At 50.4% G+C, this 18,805-nt stretch carries 13 protein-coding genes; 10 read left to right on the forward strand and 3 right to left on the reverse strand.

The window, feature by feature from the left end:
- Positions 1–159: 159 nt before the first annotated feature.
- A complete protein-coding gene (locus tag ACU70B_RS13460; RefSeq protein ID WP_447185781.1) occupies positions 160–2,238 on the reverse strand; it encodes a molybdopterin-containing oxidoreductase family protein in 2,079 nt (692 codons plus the stop codon).
- 299 nt (positions 2,239–2,537) lie between these two features.
- Between ACU70B_RS13460 and ACU70B_RS13465 the strand changes: the two genes are divergently transcribed.
- Positions 2,538–3,413: a DegV family protein gene (locus ACU70B_RS13465; RefSeq protein WP_447184035.1), complete on the forward strand. Its 876-nt coding sequence runs from the start codon at positions 2,538–2,540 to the stop codon at positions 3,411–3,413.
- Positions 3,414–3,545: 132 nt separating this feature from the next.
- Here the strand turns inward: ACU70B_RS13465 and ACU70B_RS13470 are convergent, their stop codons facing one another.
- Positions 3,546–4,736 carry an MFS transporter gene (locus tag ACU70B_RS13470; RefSeq protein WP_447184036.1) on the reverse strand — a complete coding sequence of 397 codons (1,191 nt, stop codon included), beginning with the start codon at positions 4,734–4,736 and terminating at the stop codon, positions 3,546–3,548.
- 306 nt (positions 4,737–5,042) lie between these two features.
- On the opposite strand from ACU70B_RS13470, the gene ACU70B_RS13475 reads away from it, so the two are divergent.
- From ACU70B_RS13475 to ACU70B_RS13505, 7 genes are all read left to right on the forward strand, one after another.
- Complete coding sequence (locus tag ACU70B_RS13475; protein WP_447184037.1) at positions 5,043–5,915, forward strand: YitT family protein; 873 nt, start codon at positions 5,043–5,045, stop codon at positions 5,913–5,915.
- Positions 5,916–6,206: 291 nt separating this feature from the next.
- Positions 6,207–8,666, forward strand: a complete 2,460-nt coding sequence (locus tag ACU70B_RS13480; RefSeq protein ID WP_447184038.1) for a sigma-54 interaction domain-containing protein — start codon at positions 6,207–6,209, stop codon at positions 8,664–8,666.
- Positions 8,667–9,214: 548 nt separating this feature from the next.
- A complete protein-coding gene (locus ACU70B_RS13485) occupies positions 9,215–10,057 on the forward strand; it encodes a 3-hydroxyacyl-CoA dehydrogenase family protein (RefSeq protein WP_447185782.1) in 843 nt (280 codons plus the stop codon).
- A gap of 48 nt (positions 10,058–10,105) precedes the next feature.
- Entirely contained in the window at positions 10,106–10,888 is a 783-nt protein-coding gene (locus ACU70B_RS13490; protein ID WP_447184039.1) for an enoyl-CoA hydratase-related protein, read from the forward strand.
- 73 nt (positions 10,889–10,961) lie between these two features.
- On the forward strand, positions 10,962–12,173 hold the full coding sequence (locus ACU70B_RS13495; RefSeq protein WP_447184040.1) for a thiolase family protein: 1,212 nt from the start codon (positions 10,962–10,964) through the stop codon (positions 12,171–12,173).
- A gap of 106 nt (positions 12,174–12,279) precedes the next feature.
- Positions 12,280–14,115: an acyl-CoA dehydrogenase family protein gene (locus ACU70B_RS13500; RefSeq protein ID WP_447184041.1), complete on the forward strand. Its 1,836-nt coding sequence runs from the start codon at positions 12,280–12,282 to the stop codon at positions 14,113–14,115.
- Between the two features lie 111 nt (positions 14,116–14,226).
- Complete coding sequence (locus ACU70B_RS13505; RefSeq protein WP_447184042.1) at positions 14,227–15,570, forward strand: acetyl-CoA hydrolase/transferase family protein; 1,344 nt, start codon at positions 14,227–14,229, stop codon at positions 15,568–15,570.
- Positions 15,571–15,849: 279 nt separating this feature from the next.
- On the opposite strand, the gene ACU70B_RS13510 is transcribed toward ACU70B_RS13505, so the two are convergent.
- Positions 15,850–16,953: an AIR synthase-related protein gene (locus ACU70B_RS13510; protein WP_447184043.1), complete on the reverse strand. Its 1,104-nt coding sequence runs from the start codon at positions 16,951–16,953 to the stop codon at positions 15,850–15,852.
- A gap of 321 nt (positions 16,954–17,274) precedes the next feature.
- On the opposite strand from ACU70B_RS13510, the gene ACU70B_RS13515 reads away from it, so the two are divergent.
- Positions 17,275–17,832: a LemA family protein gene (locus ACU70B_RS13515; protein WP_447184044.1), complete on the forward strand. Its 558-nt coding sequence runs from the start codon at positions 17,275–17,277 to the stop codon at positions 17,830–17,832.
- A 61-nt stretch (positions 17,833–17,893) separates the two neighbouring features.
- A complete protein-coding gene (locus ACU70B_RS13520; RefSeq protein ID WP_447184045.1) occupies positions 17,894–18,685 on the forward strand; it encodes a TPM domain-containing protein in 792 nt (263 codons plus the stop codon).
- The last annotated feature ends 120 nt before the right edge of the window (positions 18,686–18,805 follow it).

Below are 18,805 nucleotides of genomic sequence, written 5' to 3' on the forward strand. Positions count from 1 at the left end.
CATAAAAAGTATTACCGCAGCTGATCAGAGCGATAAAAAAGCTACAGCCCGCATAGTCCAAGCAGTAACTGTAGCCTTTTTATTAATCAGATTAAATTTTATTATTGGGGGCCAAGACTTTTGGCTGTACTGGCTGCGGCCCCTGAGATATTCCGTCTTCTATAGTTTCCTTATCCGGCAGGGTATGTTCTTCAGGTTGGGGGTTCCGAATTCCCTGCCTAGTTTACCGACAGAAGTGAGCATGTTAAAATTCGATTTTCTCCATTCGAATTGCTCTTTTTCATTTCCTTCCGGGAACCACCAGCCCAGGGACGCGCTGATTACATCAGGATGAACGATATCGGTGACTTTGGCGGTCTGAACGATCTCGCCGTACCTGGTTGCAATCACTACCTGGTCGCCGTCGCTGATCCCGCAGGCCTTTGCCGTTTCGGGGTGGATCTCAACTGTCGGCTGCGGTCTTTTCCGCCTGAGTTTATCAACCCAGCGGTAGGAAGACAGAAGGTAATAGCGGCTCTTGGCACTGATTAAAATGAGCGGAAACTCGGAATCAGGCTCTTGCGGCAGGGAGATAAATTCCGGCAGCGGTTTTAATTTAAATTTTTCCGCCGTGCTTAACTTCAATTCGACTTTTCCCGTAGGGGTGCGGAATCCCTTCTCTTCATAAAGCCTGAAGCGATCAGGTCCTTTGAGGTAGCCCCGGGCAACAAACTCCCGGTAAGTCAAACCCGCGGGCCTGACTACGTCTTCGAGAAATTCCTCAAAATCATCATGCCATAATTCCGCCGGCGACACCCGTTTTCCCAGTTCATTCATAATTTTTATATCGGGCCAGCATTCCTCCGGCGGATCGACGATCCGGGGCCGGGCCAGTATCATTCCGTGTCCGATTCCGTAATGGCCGATATCGTTCATTTCATATTGATGGGCTACCGGAAAGACGATATCGGCCATGGCGGCGGTAGGAGTCATAAATATTTCGGCCACCGCGACAAAATCAAGACTGCTGAAGGCTTCATAGGTCACCTGGCTGTCAGCCCAGGCCACCAGAGGATTGGTGCACATGCCGTAGTATCCCCTGACCGGGTATGGGTTCCCTTCAAGCACCGCCTGGCGGAAATAGGCCGGCGGAACCGTCATTAACCGAGGGATGGTACTGTGATAGGCGCCCAGCATCTGCTTGCGTTTATCGGGAATAAGGTCGGCCCGCACGAACTCACCCAGTCCCATAATCTTAGGATCATGGGCATTGATATTACCGCCCGGCACCTCCAGGTTCCCGGTGATAGCCATCAGACAAACCAGCGAGCGGGCGGCATCGAAAACGTTGACGTCATGTTCGATGGCATTTCCCCACTGCAGGGCGGCAGGTTTGGCGGCAGCATACATTCGCGCCGCTTCCCTGATCAACTCCGGGGGAATCCAGGTGACTTCAGAAACCGCTTCCGGAGAGTACTGTTTTATATGTCGGGCCAGGTCTTCGAAACCATAGGTGTAATTCTCCACAAAATCTTTGTCGTAGAGCTCTTCCTCGATGATAACATGGAGAAATCCCAGAGCCAGCGCCGGTGCCGTTCCCGGCTTGAGCTGCAGCCATAAGTCGGCTCTTTCGGCCAGTTCCGTCCTGCGCGGGTCGACCACGATCAAGCGGGTGCCTTTTTTAATTTGCCCCAGAGTAAGGCCCGCTATCTGCCCCTCTTCATTGGTAGAGAGGTTGTTACTGGCCCAGGAGAGTATGAGGCTGGTGGGATTATGCAGGTCGGCAACCGGGTAAAACCCGCAGGTGTGCAGGCCGGTAACCTCCCGCGGTGCATGGCATACGTCCTGAGAGGCGACGACGTTGGGCGAACCAAAGATATTGGCCAGCCGAATCATGACGAAATGTTCGAGACCCTTGGGCATCCCGACACCAAAACCTACCGCCCGGGCCCCGTATTTCTCCTTGATTTTAAGCAAATTGGCCGCAGTTTCATCCAGGGCTTCATCCCAGGAAATACGCTGCCATTTCCCTTCGCCCCGCTCTCCCGCCCGTTTGAGCGGATAGCGGAGACGGTTCGGGTGGGCTAAACGATCGGCCGATACCCTGCCTTTATAGCAGGTGTACCCCCTATTCAAATATCCTTCCGGGTCTCCTTTTATCTGGATTATTTTATTATCCTTGACCCCTACCAGCAGGCCGCAACCACCATGATCCATCCGCGCACAGTGAGTTTTAACCCAACGAATCTCTTCCTCCATGGTAAGCAAAACCTCCTCCTTAACTGTATAGACAGAGAAATTTAGCCTTGTAGGCAACACCCGCAGGGTCAGCTTGACCTGCTCATCACATCATATAATTTAATTATGACATTATCACCAGTAATTTGACTAGTTTCGCACTTCACTAATTATTATCAACAATAATCTGTTGGACGGGACATGTCAATCTCTGCATAACCAGTCAAAATCACAGCCGCATGGTTTACAGACTTATTAATATAGGGAATAATTTATGCAGGTAATTGATACAGCTACTTGATTACTAAGGAGCGGATGACATGCAGCGGAAAATAGCACAAATAGTTGATTCTGCCGGAAGCATACCCCGGGAGATACTTAAAAAATACCACATCAGAGAGGTGGCGTTTCATATTAATTTCGGCGGACAGCAGCAGTATCGCGAACATATTAATATCAGCAGCCAGGAATTTTATCTGCGGATGAAGGATCAGCCTGACCGAATCCCTAAAACCTCAATTCCAGGAGTTGCAGAATGGACTCAGGCTTTTGAGGAAAAGTATGCCGAAGGCTATCGGGATTTGATCGTTACTACTATTGGCAAGGCACTATCGTCCAGTTTTCAGTCAGCCACCATGGCTGCAAATGCTTTTAGCAAGGGTCACCCTGATGCCAAAATTGAGGTCGTGGAATCAAATACCTGCGCCTGCGGCCAAGCCGCCCTGGAAATCAAAATCGCCCAACTGATTGAACAGGGTCAGATGGTTACCGGAGAACTGGTTAAGCGGGTGCGGGAGCTTTTGCCCGGAGTGGTGTCTCTTTTTTCCGTTAACGAGCTTACCTATATGCGGGCAGGAGGGCGAATAGGCGGGGCAGCCGCTTTCCTGGGAAAATTAATCAATATAAAACCCGTATGCGAATTTTGGGGTGGAGTAGTCCGCCCTATCAAACCGGTACGGTGCAGGAAGAAGGCTTTGCAGCTCCTGGTGGATGAAGCGGTCAAACGTATTAAACAGGCCGAGGAAGCGGTCATCTGTGTACAGCACGCTCTCTGTGAAGAGGATGCTGATTATCTGGTTACCCAACTGCGGGAAAGGCTTAACTTTAATGGTCCCATCTACCTGAGCCCGGTGGGAGCAGTGATAGGGGCTCATTCCGGACCGGGTGCGATTGGTATAGGAATTGCCGAAGGCTAACAGGCGGTCGGCCCATGCAAACCAGGTTCTTGCGCCGTTATCCGTGACCAGGGAGTGGAAACAACGGCAACAAGGAGATGCAGTTGCTTACATTCCGAAATGCTGAGCAACATCGCCCCCTTGCCGCCGATCCTATTTTTCAGTTAAAAAGTATAACAAGGTAATAACCGTGAATGCCAATCCTACCAATAATGCCAGGATCCATCCGCCGGCAGCATATGCCCATCCCCCAACCGATGAGCCGACAGCTCCCCCAGCGAAAAATATGGCCATATATAATCCGTTTAACCGGCCTCTTACTTCAGCGGACAGTGCATAAATGGTTCGCTGTCCCAATACCTGGTTGGCAAACACGCCAGCGTTCAGCAGAATCGCAGCCCCTACCAGAACCGGCATGGCACCGGGCGAACCAGGCTTGACCAGCAACGGCAGCAGCATCGATACGAGCACCATGCCAATAGCCGCTGCAGTAGCAGGGCGAACCAGGCCCCGGTCAGCAACCCGACCGGCTACCGGCGCCGCTAACGCGCCTGATATTCCTACCAGGGCAAATAATGCTATTTCCCGCCCCGATAATTGAAAAACAGGGCCTGATAACAGCAAGGGAACCGTAGTCCAGAATACGCTAAAGGCTGCAAACACACAGGCTTGGTAAGCAGCCCGGCGGCGCAGGATGGGAGTGTTTAGCAGCAGTTGCCACATGGAGCGAAGCAAGACTGCATAGCGGAGCTTTACCGAGGGTTGCCGGGGCGGAAGAGCTAGTGCCAGTACAATGGCCAGGAGAATAATTACCATGGCCGACAAGCCGAATACGGCAGGCCAGCCGAAGAGGTCCGTTATCATACTGGAAACCGGACGCGCCATCGAAATACCGATCAACAGCCCGCTCATGACATTACCCACCGTTCGGCCCTGTGTTTCCGGCGGTGACAGATGGGCGGCATAAGGGACCAACATCTGAGTTGCCACCGACCCCAGCCCGATAAACAGTGAGGCCGCCAGGAAGGGTACTGCCTGACGCACCCAGGCTGCGGCAGCTAATGCCAAAGCGGTAGCCAGCAGGGTCACTACCACCAGGCGGCGGTTTTCAATAATATCTCCCAATGGTGCTAAAAAGAGCAAGCCGGCGCCGTAGCCAATCTGAGTCATGGTGACAATCAGGCCGGCAGCCTGAGCAGGAATTCCGGTGGTTATGCTTATCGGCCCCACTATAATCTGGGAATAATAGACATTGGCAACGATTACCCCGCACGAAATCGCCAGAAGCAACGTAATCCAGAAGGGAACTTCCTTATTGATGGAATCATCAGCCTTATTACTCACAGGACACCTCGTTAAATCATTATGATTGCTACATCTTATACCGCCAATCCTGGATACAGCGTCCCGATTGCGCGGTCTCAATGCTACCGCGGCTCGGACTGGAAATGTTTATAACGCTTGCATGTTAACATTTTGCTGCTGAAGTAGTCAAATAGCAAGTCTTGACTTTAACTGCCCGGCGGGGTTGATTATCTATGTTTTTTTATCCTGATTAAACCATACCTCCATGGTGCTGATTTATGGTAATATTTAAAGAGTTGTGTCGACGTTTGTTGCAATTCTTTGTTGTTTAAGGAGATTTATTGAATGTCTAAGAATACTGCCCTGGAAAAAATATCGTTTAAGGATATTGCAGGCATAGCTTTGGGTTCTTTCATGACCGCGGCCGCCATCCAATTCATTATTGCACCCGCTCATCTAGTAACCGGGGGCTTAAGCGGCATCGCCATAGCTCTTCACTTTACCACCTCCTACCCGATATGGTTATGGTATATGGGATTAAATATTCCGATATTTATTGCGGGCTACAAGCTGGTCAGCATGCGCTTCGCTCTTTATAGCTTTATCGGCACCATAAGCCTTACGGTTTTTTTAGGCCTACTGGCGCCACTGAAGATACATCTGGGGATAGATGACCTTCTCCTTGCGGCTGTATTCGGCGGAGCCCTTAGCGGATGCGGAGTCGGCACCGCTCTGATGTTCAGGGGGTCTACCGGCGGTCTGGACATTATCGCCGGGATCATACACCGTCTCTGGGGAGTTAATTTCGGTACTACGCTTTTCGTTACCAATGGTATCGTACTGATTACCGCACTTATCACCACCAATATTGAGTTGACCCTTTACTCCGCCATAACCATGTTGGCCAGTGCAAGCATGGTTAATAACGTCACCTCCGGATTCAGAACGAAAAAGACGGTTATCATAGTATCAAAAAAATCGGAGCATATCGCTGATGCCATTCTCCACGGAATGCACCGCGGATGTACCTATTTAATTGGGAAAGGGGCCTATACCGGGCAGGCCGAAAATATAATTATGGTAACCACCGGCAAATCTGAAATTCCACGTCTGAAGGAGCTGATCTTCCAGCTCGATCCCCAGGCTTTTCTTACTATAACTGATACGGTCGAGGTCTACGGAAGAGGGTTCAGGCCTTGGGACGAAGACGACGCCTGATGCCGGGGGGTGAAAAAACCATTTCGATGGCAGACCGCAAAAACCAATCCCCTATTGTAAATTAGCAAAATTGTACGGGCCCCGTATGGTTTCCAGCCCGGGGCTGAGCGACATAAGACGCACCAGATGCTTGAGACTGCTCAGATATATAAATGCAATATAGCTTATTACCACTAAACAAATGGTATACCTTCCCGGTTCACCATACTTGCTTTTGTCTGAATAAGTAGAAAAATGTATAATTTGTATAGATGCTTTATGAATAACTTGGCAGACGGGGGAGGGGGATAAATGCCCAGTTATAATATTGAAGACATCGGTGAAGTTCTGGTCGAAAGTACCTTTATGGCGCTGGTGATAGTGGACAAGGACGGCTATATCACCTTGATGAATCAGACTTTTCTGGATTTATTGGGTCTGAGCCGCGACCAGGCGGTGGGCAGGCACGTGCTGGAAGTACTGCCGCACTCTGAACTTCCCGAGGTGCTGAAAACGGGGAGGATTGACAAGGCTGATATCTGGCCCATCAACGGGAATGATACCGTGGTAACCCGTTTTCCTATCGTTAAAGACGGAGAAATAGTAGGCGCCATCGGGCAAAGCTTCTTCCTGGATATGTCCGGCGCCAGGATTCTGATGCAAAAGCTGCAGGAAACCGAAGAGGAATTCAGCGCTTATTGCGATGCTTTAATTGAAAGCCCTTATATGGTATATGTAAGCGTAAACAAACAAGGCTTTATTACCCTCATGAATCAGACCTACCTGGACGAGCTGGGGCTGGAGAAAAAGGATGTCATCGGCAAGTACATACTGGAGGTAATACCTACATCCCAGCTTCCTGAAGTGCTGAGAACCGGCCGGGTGGATAAAGCCGATATCTGGCCTATCAACGGAAGGGACACCATCGTCACCCGCCTGCCGATTATTAAAAATGGAGAAATTATCGGGGCCACCGGTAAGAGTCTTTTCCTGGATGTTTCCGGAGTCAAAATCATGATGCAGAAGATGAAGGAAACGGAAAAGGAATTCAAGGCTCTGTCCGAGGCCTTGATTGAAAGTCCTTATATGCTCTATGTCATCGTGGACAAGGACGGCATCATCACGGCCATGAACCGTACCTTCCTGGATATTCTGGAAATGCCAAAAGAGGAAGTGGTAGGCAAGCACATCCTCGATATCCTGCCCAACTCAGAACTGCCGGAGATTTTAAAGACCGGGCGGGTTGATGAAGCAGTCATCTGGTCCATCAAGGGACGGGACACTATCATGAGCCGGATGCCGGTTATGGAAGACGGCAAAATAATCGGTGCTATTGCCAAAAGCCTCTTTCTGGACATGTCCGGCGCCAAGATTTTTATGCACAAGCTGCAGGAAACGGAAAAGGAATTCAAGGCTATTTCCGAGGCTTTGATTGAAAGCCCTTACATGGTTTATGTGATCGTAGACAAGGATGGCCTAATCACGGCCATGAATCCTACCTATCTGGACTCCCTGGGTCTGAAAAAGAGTCAGGTGGTAGGAAGATATATTCTGGAGGTCACCCCGAATTCGCTCCTGCCTGAAATTCTAAAGACCGGACGTTTTGATGAAGCCGATATCTTTTGCATAAACGGGCGCAATACCATAGTTACCCGGCAACCGATTATCAAGGACGGGGAAATCATCGGCGCTATTGCCCGCAGCCTGTTCATGGATATGTCCGGGGCCAAAATACTTATGAATAAGCTGCAGGAAACGGAAAAGGAGTTAAATATCTATAGAGAAGAAATTCGTCAGGGCTACCAAGCCCAGTGGGAGTTTGATGATTTGATCGGCAGTTCCCCGGGTTTTCTAAAACTCAAATCGGTAGCCGAACAGCTATCCCACACCGTTTCTACGGTCCTTATAACGGGTGAGAGCGGTACCGGCAAGGAATTGTTCGCCCACGCCATCCATAACTGCAGCAACCGCAGGAATCATCCCTTTGTAAAAATAAACTGCGCCGCCCTGCCGGAAAACCTGCTTGAGTCTGAGTTATTCGGCTATGAAGAAGGGGCTTTTACCGGAGCCAGAAAAGGCGGGAAGCACGGAAAATTTGAACTGGCTATGGGCGGTACTATTTTTCTGGATGAGATAGGCGACATGCCCTTAACCATGCAGACCAAACTATTAACCGTGCTGCAGGACCGGGTGGTTGAAAGGGTGGGAGGAACCAAACCGATTTTTATCAATGTGAGGGTTATTGCCGCCACCAACCGCAATCTGGAGCAAATGGTAGCCGAACAGAGATTCCGCCAGGATCTTTTTTACCGTCTGAATGTCGTAACATTGAATATACCACCCTTAAGGGAACGAAATGAAGATATTCCCCTGCTGGTAAATGCTCTGGTAAGAAAAATAAACGGCAAATTGGGTACCAATATTAAAAAGGTCTCCCATAAAGCCATCGAGCTCATGCAAAACTACTCCTGGCCCGGCAATATCAGAGAATTGGAGAACCTTTTGGAACGAGCCATTAATCTGGCCGACATGAATCGGGAGGACAGCATCACCGTTAAACACTTTCCCCACCTGGTGGAAAATGCTTATTCTCCCAACGACCAGGATGACGCCAACCCTGCCACCCTGTCGGAAAGCCTTGAACAGCTGGAGAAGCAAATAATCATTCAAGCCATGAGAAAAACCAACGGCAACAAGGTTCAGGCAGCTAAAATGCTGGGGATTTATACCTCGGCTCTTTACCGCAAGCTGGCCAAATACGGCCTGGACTAAGAGATAAGGGGAATAAGGGCGGACGGCTTTATGACGCCCATTCCACATCTTGGTATACTTCCTGTTCTATTTTGATATATCCCTCCACCAAAAACAGTTAAGCTGCAAAAGCTTTTCCATATAAGCAGGAGTGCGGGTTTACCGGGATCAACTTATAGCTAACCGGGCGAAAGAACCAGGGCGAATATTTTAAGCCGCCGGGTTGGTCTATGATTTTGGGATAGGCCGCAAATCAAGTACAGTTCCCTTGCTATAGGCTTTCTTATCAGTATAGTGAGTGAACCATTCTGATATACCTTTATAGTATTCCAATTACTTTGTACCTATGAGGCGACATGACGCAAGCTGCGAAATGCCGCCTTTTTTATATATATTTTGCTGCCGGGGAATTAATTGGTATGAATCTTGCTGATTAAGCTTTTCGAAGACATTTTTTCTGCTTTTTTGGTAGTTTATCCATAATATGCATTGCAAAAAGGGGGTGGAACAGCATAATTCAGTGCTCCGGAAATAGAGTCGATTAATTAGGGAGGTATATTATAATGGCAATCAACACAATCGCAATGCTTGGTGCGGGCACCATGGGCCAGGGTATCACCTGGGCACTGGCTGCCGCCGGTAAAAAAGTTATACTGTACGATATCAAACAGGAATTTGTTGACCGGGCTATCAATGCCATAGGCAAAAGCTTGGCTAAAGCCGAAGAAAAAGGCAAAGCCGCTCCCGGTACCAAGGACACAGTACTGGCCAATATCACCGGCACGGATAAATTTGATGATGTGAAAAATGCCGATTTCGTGATTGAAGCAGTTTTTGAGAAGATGGAGGTCAAGAAAGATATCTATACCAGACTGGACGCCCTGCTGGCTCCGGAAGTAATCATTGCTACCAATACCTCTTCCCTTTCCATCACGGAAATTGCCGCTATAACCAAACGGGCAGACAAGGTGGTGGGAATGCATTTCTTCAACCCGGCCAATGTGATGAAACTGGTCGAGGTTATCCCTGCCCTGCAGACCTCGGAAGAAACTATGGAGATAGTTTGCGGCCTTTCCGTAGAGATCGGCAAAAAACCGGTAAGAGTCAAAGAAGGCCCGGGGTTTGTGGTCAATCGCATCCTGGTTCCCACTATAAACGAAGGCTGCGCCATACTCTATGAAGGACTGGCCTCGGCGGAAGACATCGACACCGCCATGAAGCTGGGGGCCGGATGGCCGATGGGCCCGCTTACCCTCTGTGATCTGGTGGGAGGAGATATTGCCCTGGCAGTTATGAATACCCTGTATGAAGAAACCGGAGATCCCAAATACCGTCCCTCGGGCCTGCTGAAACAATACGTGCGTGCCGGTTGGTTGGGCATAAAGACCAAAAAAGGCTTCTACAACTATTAATCTATGGTCATGCAAGGACTTAGATATGACCTTGACGGAGGAACAGCGATGAATTACGAAAACATTATTCTGGAAAAAGAAAGTTACCTGGCCACTCTGTATATTAACCGGCCTAAAGCGTTAAACGCACTTAACAAGGATACTTTGACTGAGATCAGAGCTGCTATCCTGGATATCGCCGAAGATAAGGCCATTAAAGCCGTGATTATTACCGGTAGCGGTGACAAGGCTTTTGTCGCCGGCGCTGATATCGCTTACATGCAGCCCCTGTCCGCTGCCGAAGGCCGCGAATTTTCCGATTATGGAGAGAAAACCCTGCGTATGATAGAACTGCTGGAGAAGCCGGTTATTGCTGTAATCAAGGGTTTTGCCCTGGGGGGCGGCTGCGAACTGGCCATGGCCTGTGATATCCGGCTGGCGGCTGACAATGCGCTGTTCGGCCAGCCTGAAGTTGGCCTGGGGGTTATCCCCGGCTTTGGCGGCACCCAGCGGCTGCCTCGTTTGGTTGGCGAAGGACGGGCCAAGGAGCTGACCTTCACGGGTGCCACTATAAACGCGGCCGAAGCGTATCGCATCGGGCTGGTCAACCATGTTTACCCGGTCGAGGAAGTCATGGATGCGGCCATAAAATTGGCGGCCAAGATTGCCGGCACCGCCTCACTGGCCGTAGGCTTTGCCAAACATGCTATTGACAAGGGGATGCAGGCTGATTTGGATACGGCCATGAGCATTGAGTCCGATATGTTCGGGATGTGCTGCTCCACCGCCGACCAAAAGGAAGGCATGGGAGCTTTCCTGGAGAAGAGAAAGCCCGTATTTCGAGGATTATAATTTTTTTGAATTACCAACCATGAGAAAATATCAGGGAGAGCATAATCAAAATTTAAGGGAGGTCGTTTAAAAGATGATGAAGGAAATTCAAGATGTGGTAATCGTAAGCGCGTGCAGAACACCGATAGCCAAGTTTTTGGGCAGTCTTAAAGATAAACAGGCCATAGAACTGGCCACTATCGTTGCCAAAGAAGCCATTAACCGGGCCGGGATTGATCCTGCCATAATTGACGAAATCGTCATGGGCGAAGTTTATCCGCATATGCAGGGTTCCCTGCCTGCCCGCCAGGTGGGAATGGCTGCCGGGCTGCCGGTCAGAAGCAATGCCTGCAACGTCAACCAGAACTGTGCTTCCGGTATGCGCGCCCTGGATATCGCTATCAACCATATCCAACTGGGCAAAACCGACGTCGGCCTGGTAGTAGGTGTGGAGAGTATGACCAATGCTCCTTACATGATTCCCAAAGCCAGAAGCGGCTACCGCATGGGGCCCGGGCAGATTGAAGATGCCATGCTCCATGACGGACTGGTGGACCGTCTGGTTCCCGGCCATATGGGCATAACTGCGGAAAATGTCGCCGAGAAATACGGTATCACCCGGGAAGAATGCGACCAGCTGGCTCTTATGAGCCATCAGCGGGCTACCCGTGCCACCCAGGACGGAACCTTCCAGCGGGAAATAGTCAGGGTGGAAACCAAGACCAAAAAGGGTGTCACCATTTACGACAAGGACGAACATATGATTTCCGATGCCAGCCTGGAAGTCATGGGCAAATTATCTCCGGCCTTCAAAAAAGGCGGCGTGGTAACTGCCGCCAATGCCTCCGGCCTTAATGACGCGGCTGCTGCGGTTATCATCATGTCCAAGGCCAAGGCTCTGGAACTGGGTATGAAACCCCTGATGAAACTGATAAACATCTGTGCCGAAGGTGTAGCCCCGGAAGTAATGGGACTGGGACCGGCGGTTGCCATCCCCAAATGCCTGAAAGAAGCCGGAATGAAGTATGAAGACGTGGAATACTGGGAAATCAATGAAGCCTTTGCTCCCCAATTCATTGGCGTGGGCCGGATGCTGAAAGAAGAATTCGGCATCGAAATGGATATGAGCAAGGTCAATGTCAATGGCTCCGGAATCGCTCTCGGACACCCGGTAGGATGTACCGCCCTGCGTATAATAGTCTCCCTGTACTACGAACTGGAAAAACAGGGCAAGACCATTGGCGGCGCTTCCCTTTGCGTCGGCGGCGGACCGGCTATGTGCTCACTCTGGACCAGGGATATTTAATAACCGTTTCATTTAAGTGCTGCCGGTACAGGTAATGGTCAGTCAGGCCATTACCTGTACTAAAAAAGCGGTAAATAATTTTTAGATAAACGGAGGGAAGGTTAAAATGGCTGCTAACTTTGCGGTTAATAATATAAGAGACTTCGAATTTATTATTCAAGAGTGGCTGCCAACTGAAGGAGTGTTCAACTACCCCCAGTTTGCTGACTACTATTCCCGGGACGATGTTAAATCGGTGCTGGGACCTATACTAAAAATGTGCAAAGAGGTTATCGAGCCTACCAATGATGATGGTGAAAACAGCCCGATTATATTTGCGGACGGCAAGGTAACCTGCCCCAAAAGCTTCGGGCCCCTTTTCCATCAATTGCAGAGCGAAGGCTGGGGCACCAGCAATATCGATAATTCCCCGGACGCCATGGTGCTGCCGGAAATGCTCTATGCTGCGGTTTGGGAAATGATATGCGCTGCCAATCCGGCTTTCATGCCCTATATCCTCCTGACCAGCGGTGCCGCAGACCTTATTCAGAGCTTCGGCGACGATCAACTTAAAGCCACGTTCCTGCCCAATATGATGGACGGAACCTGGTCCGGAACCATGTGTTTGACCGAGCCCAGCGCAGGTTCCGATGTGGGCGACATTTTATCCAAGGCATACCCCACTGATGATCCCCGCATATTCAAAATCAAGGGCAACAAGATATTTATAACCGGCGGTGACAATGATTTCACCGAAAACATCATCCATCTCTACCTGGCCCGCATCGAAGGTTCCAGACCCGGCACCGCCGGCATTTCCCTCTTCGTTGTTCCCAAGTACTGGGTTAACGAAGACGGCAGCCTGTCAGACAATGATTTTCAGACCACCGGGGCCGAACATAAAATGGGCCTGCACGGTTCTGTTACGGCTGCTCTGGCTGCCGGTGAAAACGACGGCTGCCGCGGCTGGCTGCTGGGTAAGGACCCTCGTGAAAACGATGGTAAAGGCGAGGGCATGGCCCAGATGTTCCAGATGATGAACCTGGCCCGTATGGAAACCGGCCATATGGCTCTGTCCTGCATCATCAACGCCTTTGCCAACGCCCGCGACAATGCCAAGGAAAGAATCCAGGGCCGCCTAATAACCGATCCCAAATCCGGGCGGGTGGCTATAATCAACCATGAGGATATTAAACGCACTTTAATGATGGGCAAGGCTCATATTGAAGCTATGCGCGCCATGATGTACCGGGTTTATCTGGCTTTTGACCAGCGCCATCGGGATCCCGATGCGGCGGTCAGACAGGCAGCCAGCGACCTGATTGAAATGACCACTCCGCTCTGCAAGGCCTATCCTTCCGATGAAGCCTGGTGGCTGATCGGTGAAGCTATCCAGACTTATGGCGGCTACGGTTATTGTTCCGAATATCCGGTGGCCCAGTTGGCCTGCGATTGTAAGATCTATTCCATCTGGGAAGGCACCAACTTCATCCAGTCCATGGATCTGGTGGGACGCAAGATGAGCATGAAGGGCGGTTCCGTCTTCGCGGGATGGGTGCAGGAGATGGCCGATTTCTGTGAAGCCAATAAGGATAATGATAATTTTGCCATAGATTTCGCCAATCTGGATAAAGCTCTGAAGGCTTATAAGGAAATGGTTGATGCCCTGCAGGGATATTTCAAGAGCAATATCAGCCTGGTGCCCCTGTATTCGCGCCGGGTATTGACCGCTTCCGCCCAACTGTATTGCGGCCGCCTTATCCTTGACCAGGCTTTGCTGGCTGATAAGAAAGCCAACGAATTAGGGCCGGAACACTACGACTATAACTTCTACATGGGCAAGGTAGCTACCGCCAAGTATTATCTGCGTAATGTAGTGCCGAACGTATGGGCTGTCGCTGAGATCGTGACCGCAGCCGACACATCGGCCATCGATGTTCCGGTGGATGTTTTTGAATATTAGAAATAAGGCGGCGGGCCGGGAATAAGGCTCAAACCATCTGCACCCGGCCCACCGCCTGTTTACCAAGCTTATCTAATCCCCTTACTTGATCGGAAAGGAGAATTTCCCGTCATGGATTACCGCGAGGAATATCAACGCAAACGGGTTTCGGTCGATGAAGCCATGAAGGTGGTTAAATCAGGAGACCTGGTGCATTACGGTGAGTTCGTCATGAACTCCAGCTACCTGGACGCGGCTCTGGCCAAGCGGGTTGACGAACTGTACGGTGTCAATATCAGGACTACTACCTGCCCTTTTATGCCCAAAACGGTTCTGGCCGATCCGGAAAGAAAACATTTTGTCTATAACGATCTTCATATGAGCGCTGCCAGCCGAAAATTACATGATAGGAATATGTGTAATTATGTCCCCCTCACTTATCATGAAGGTCCCAGCTTCTATGACCGCGGCTATGTTGAAGCCGATGTAGCCCTGATCAAGGTTGCGCCTATGGATCAACACGGCTTCTTTAACTTTGGTACTTCGGTTTCAGTTACCCCCCATGTCTGTGATACGGCCAAAACTATCATTATTGAAGTGAATGAATCGGTACCCGTCTGTCTGGGGGGCTGCCGGGAGTCCATTCATATTTCCGATGTCGATTACATAGTCGAAGGCGACAACCAGCCTCTGATTCAGCTTCCCGATCTGCCTATCTCAGATATCGACAAGAAAATTGCCGCTATCGTCATGGAGGAAATCGAAGACGGGGCTTGCCTGCAGTTGGGAATCGGAGCCATGCCCAACGCCGTAGGCGCCATGATCGCCCAGTCGGATTTGAAGGATCTGGGCGTGCACACGGAAATGCTCTGCGATTCCTTTGTCGACATGTATGAAGCCGGACGTATTACCGGACGCCGCAAGAAACTGGACAAATGCAAAATGGTGTATACCTTTGCCATGGGTACCAATAAGCTGTATGAATTTCTGGATATGAACCCGTGCTGTGCCATCTACCCGGTCGATTACACCAATGACCCCTTTGTAATCGGGCAAAACGATAAGGTAATGGCTATTAACAATGCCATTGAGGTGGATCTCTATGGCCAGGTGGCTTCAGAATCCTCCGGCATCCGCCATATCTCCGGAACAGGCGGGCAATTGGACTTCATCTTCGGCTCCTATTGTTCCCGGGGAGGCAAGGGGCTTATATGCCTGACCTCCACCTTTACGGATAAGGAAGGCAATTTGAAGTCCCGCATCCGGCCTATCCTGACCCCGGGCTCTACGGTAACCGTACCCCGAAGCATCAATTACTATGTGGTCACTGAATACGGTATTGCCATGCTCAAAGCCAAATCAACCTGGCAGCGGGCGGAAGCACTGATTGAAATAGCCCATCCCGACCTGCGGGACGAACTGATCCAGGAAGCCGAAAGGATGCACATATGGGTCAGGAGTAATAAGGTAAGTTAAGTCCCGGTGGATCATATCCAGTAGTTATTTAAACCCCCTTAATGTTTTATATATCTTTGATGCAATAGGGCGGGATTTTCCTCCCATAACCCGCCCTATTCCACTTTTTTAATTCCTTTCCATGTCTTTCTCCCGGAAGCTTCCCTGACGCAATCCAGCCAACAGTTTTAATTTCAACTGTTTCCATTATACGAGCATAGTCAGGATAAAAACCAAGCCCGGGCGCGAAAAGCCCGGGCTCTGCTATGCCGGTCGGAAAGCCGAAGGATATAGGCCTGCTTAACCCATCAGCCCCTCAAGTACTTCTGGAGAAGGTTTATTAGGGATAGTAGCTACGACCTCACCCTGATAGGTGAAAACATTGCAATCCTGGTCGTTGATCTCGCCGATTACCGCCGCAATACCATTTTTGCTGCGGATAGCATCCAATACTTCCGCAACATGCCGGGGTTCCACCTGCAGCAGCATACGGGCCTGGGTCTCACAAATAAAAACCTCTTCGGGAGAAATATCGGCAGTTCTTACCGGAACTTTGTCCAATTCCACCCTGGCACCCAATCCTCCGAACCGGGCGGATTCGCATACGGCAGCACCGATTCCGGCTGCTCCCAGATCCGAACAGGCCTTGATTTTTCCGGTAGCAAATGCGGCCAAAGTAGCCTCCATAGTAGTTCTTTCCTCAGCAAAAAGGGCAACCGCAGGCTCCATCACCGGTACCAGCCCGGCTCTATAGAGGGTATCGTTGCCATCCGTACCGGTTTCCCCGATGATGATAAGTATATCCCCGGGTGTTTTGGCCGGCTTGGTCAGGGGTTGGTCCGTAACCTGCCTGCCGATTACTGCTACTACGGTTGCCGGGACGATATCACTAAACGAGGTCGAAAACCCGCCGCCAACCACAAATACACCCATGTTCCCGCACATGTCCGCAATCCCTTTAAGCATCAGATTTATTCTGTCCTGACTGGTCATAACCTCGCATTTACCACAGGTGCATTTACCTTCAAAACCGCAGGGGCCTACGATAACTTCTTCCTCCAGCGGACGGGTACCGATGAAATCCAAAAGGAACATAGGTCTGGCGCCCATGGCTACCACATCGCGCATAGCTCCACCGGCTCCGGTAGCTGCGGAATCATAGGGCCGGGGAACGCACGGCGAGCAGTGGCTTTCCATTTTAGCGGTAATAAAGCAATCGGTATCAGGGATTTTAAATACGGCGGCATCATCATTGGCATCCGGGCCCACCAGCAAGGCCCCGGGCCACATCTGATCAACTTTTTGATTAAGTTGTTTGAATAGGCCAAAATCAATAGCTTTATCCGTGTTGTGATGAAGGTGCACAAAGAGAGCATGAATAAGTGCCTTTTCAACTTTATTCATAAACAGCCTCCTATTAATAATATTTATATTGTTATTTGATTACATCTGCAATATTATTCACGCTAATGGCAGAATCCCGGTGTTTTATCGGGGATGAACAAGCTCCCCGTTAAAGATACCGTAATTGCATGTTTAAAGTAAATAGCGTTTTATGTATACTTGACTTTCAGAAAAAATCTTTCTATAAAATAATAGCATGCTTCAGTCAGCCCAGTCCATCAGCTTCGCCTCTCTCCCCCGCGTACTTTAATTTGCTGTAGGAATGATTAATGTAATAAAATATAATCAAATTACTCTTGCTGTCTGAGAGGGGGAAAAACGGTGAAAAACCGAACTTTATGGATTGCTGTTGCCGTTCTCGCTATAGTCCTGCTGTCAGGTGTTTCCATGTATAACGGCATGGTCAGTGATAACGAGAAGATTGACAATAGGTGGAGCCAGGTGGAAAATCAGCTGCAAAGGCGTTCGGATTTGATTCCTAATCTGGTCGCGACCACCAAGGCTTATGCTGCCCAGGAAAAGGAGATATTTACCCAGGTGGCAGAGGCCCGCAGCAAACTGGCCGGGGCCAATACGCTGGGAGAAAAAGCTCAGGCTGATGCCGAGCTGGGTAACGCCCTCAGCCGTTTGCTGGTAGTGGTGGAAAGATATCCGGCACTAAAATCAGACGCCAACTTCCGTCAGTTATCGGATCAGCTGGAAGGAACCGAAAACCGTCTGGCAGTAGCCCGCAAGGACTACAATGATGCGGTTCGGTCTTACAACACCCGCATCAAGAGATTCCCGGGCAATATTATCGCGGGTATGGCCGGCTTTGAAGCCCGGGAATACTTTAAAGCTGCCGAGGGAGCCCAGGAGACGCCCCAGGTCAAGTTCTAACTGAAAAATCCGGTGAAGCCCACGGAGAGTCCTTTTTCGCCGGAAGCCGGGAGATGATAATATGCGCAAGACCTTATTGATATTAACAAGCTTGATAATGCTGCTGGCATTTAACCTGTCTGCGCTGGCAGCTATGGATATACCCCAACCCGACCGCAATTTTTACTGCCTCGACAATGCCGGCATGCTGTCTCAGGAAACTGAGAGCGCCATCCTGAATGCCAGCCGAAATCTGCAGCAAAAGACGGGAGCCCAGATTGTAGTCGTTACCGTCCCTGCTTTGGGGGAAGGGGTGGTTCTGGAGGAATATTCCCTGGAACTGTTTCGCCAATGGGGCATCGGGGACAAGGAAAAAAACAACGGGGTCTTGCTGCTGATCGCCCAGGAAGAGAGGAAAAGCCGGATTGAAATAGGCTATGGGTTGGAAGGGGCCTTGCCCGATGCTAAAACGGGACGGATTCAGGACGAGTATCTGCTGCCCTACTTTAAAAACGAACAGTTCGATACGGGGGTTATTAAGACCTATAATGCTCTACTAAAGGAAGTGTGCGGGGAATATGATATCCCCTACCAGCCGGCGGCAACCGGCACAGCCAGTCAGAGGCCTTCCGCCCGGCGGGACGGATTCTCCTGGCCTGCTGTAATAGGCATATTAATCGCCCTTTATATAATATTCCGCATGATCCGGCCCGGCGGAGGCTCGTCGGGAGGAGGTCCCCGCAGCGGCGGCGGACGACGCTATTATGGCGGAGGCGGTTACTTTGGCGGCGGAGGCTTTGGTGGATTTGGTGGTGGAGGCGGCTTTGGAGGAGGCGGCTCCGGCGGCGGCGGGGGCAGCAGCCGCGGATGGTAACAGCCATGCATCCGGGGGCTCGAGCCAGTGTCTTACCGTACCGTCAGAGGCTGTAACAGGCTGATTATATATCCCTGGTTTTACCACGATAGCTTCGTTACTGGCCGCTAACTCCCTGAT

The sequence above is a fragment of the Syntrophomonas curvata genome (genome assembly GCF_052976825.1).

Excerpts from the sequence above, each read along its gene's own strand:
- ACU70B_RS13490 (WP_447184039.1), top strand. The coding sequence starts at position 10,106 with ATGAATTACGAAAACATTATTCTGGAAAAAGAAAGTTACCTGGCCACT.
- ACU70B_RS13520 (WP_447184045.1), top strand. The coding sequence starts at position 17,894 with ATGCGCAAGACCTTATTGATATTAACAAGCTTGATAATGCTGCTGGCA.
- ACU70B_RS13460 (WP_447185781.1), bottom strand. The coding sequence starts at position 2,238 with ATGGAGGAAGAGATTCGTTGGGTTAAAACTCACTGTGCGCGGATGGAT.
- ACU70B_RS13465 (WP_447184035.1), top strand. The coding sequence starts at position 2,538 with ATGCAGCGGAAAATAGCACAAATAGTTGATTCTGCCGGAAGCATACCC.
- ACU70B_RS13500 (WP_447184041.1), top strand. The coding sequence starts at position 12,280 with ATGGCTGCTAACTTTGCGGTTAATAATATAAGAGACTTCGAATTTATT.
- ACU70B_RS13495 (WP_447184040.1), top strand. The coding sequence starts at position 10,962 with ATGATGAAGGAAATTCAAGATGTGGTAATCGTAAGCGCGTGCAGAACA.
- ACU70B_RS13475 (WP_447184037.1), top strand. The coding sequence starts at position 5,043 with ATGTCTAAGAATACTGCCCTGGAAAAAATATCGTTTAAGGATATTGCA.
- ACU70B_RS13510 (WP_447184043.1), bottom strand. The coding sequence starts at position 16,953 with ATGAATAAAGTTGAAAAGGCACTTATTCATGCTCTCTTTGTGCACCTT.
- ACU70B_RS13505 (WP_447184042.1), top strand. The coding sequence starts at position 14,227 with ATGGATTACCGCGAGGAATATCAACGCAAACGGGTTTCGGTCGATGAA.
- ACU70B_RS13480 (WP_447184038.1), top strand. The coding sequence starts at position 6,207 with ATGCCCAGTTATAATATTGAAGACATCGGTGAAGTTCTGGTCGAAAGT.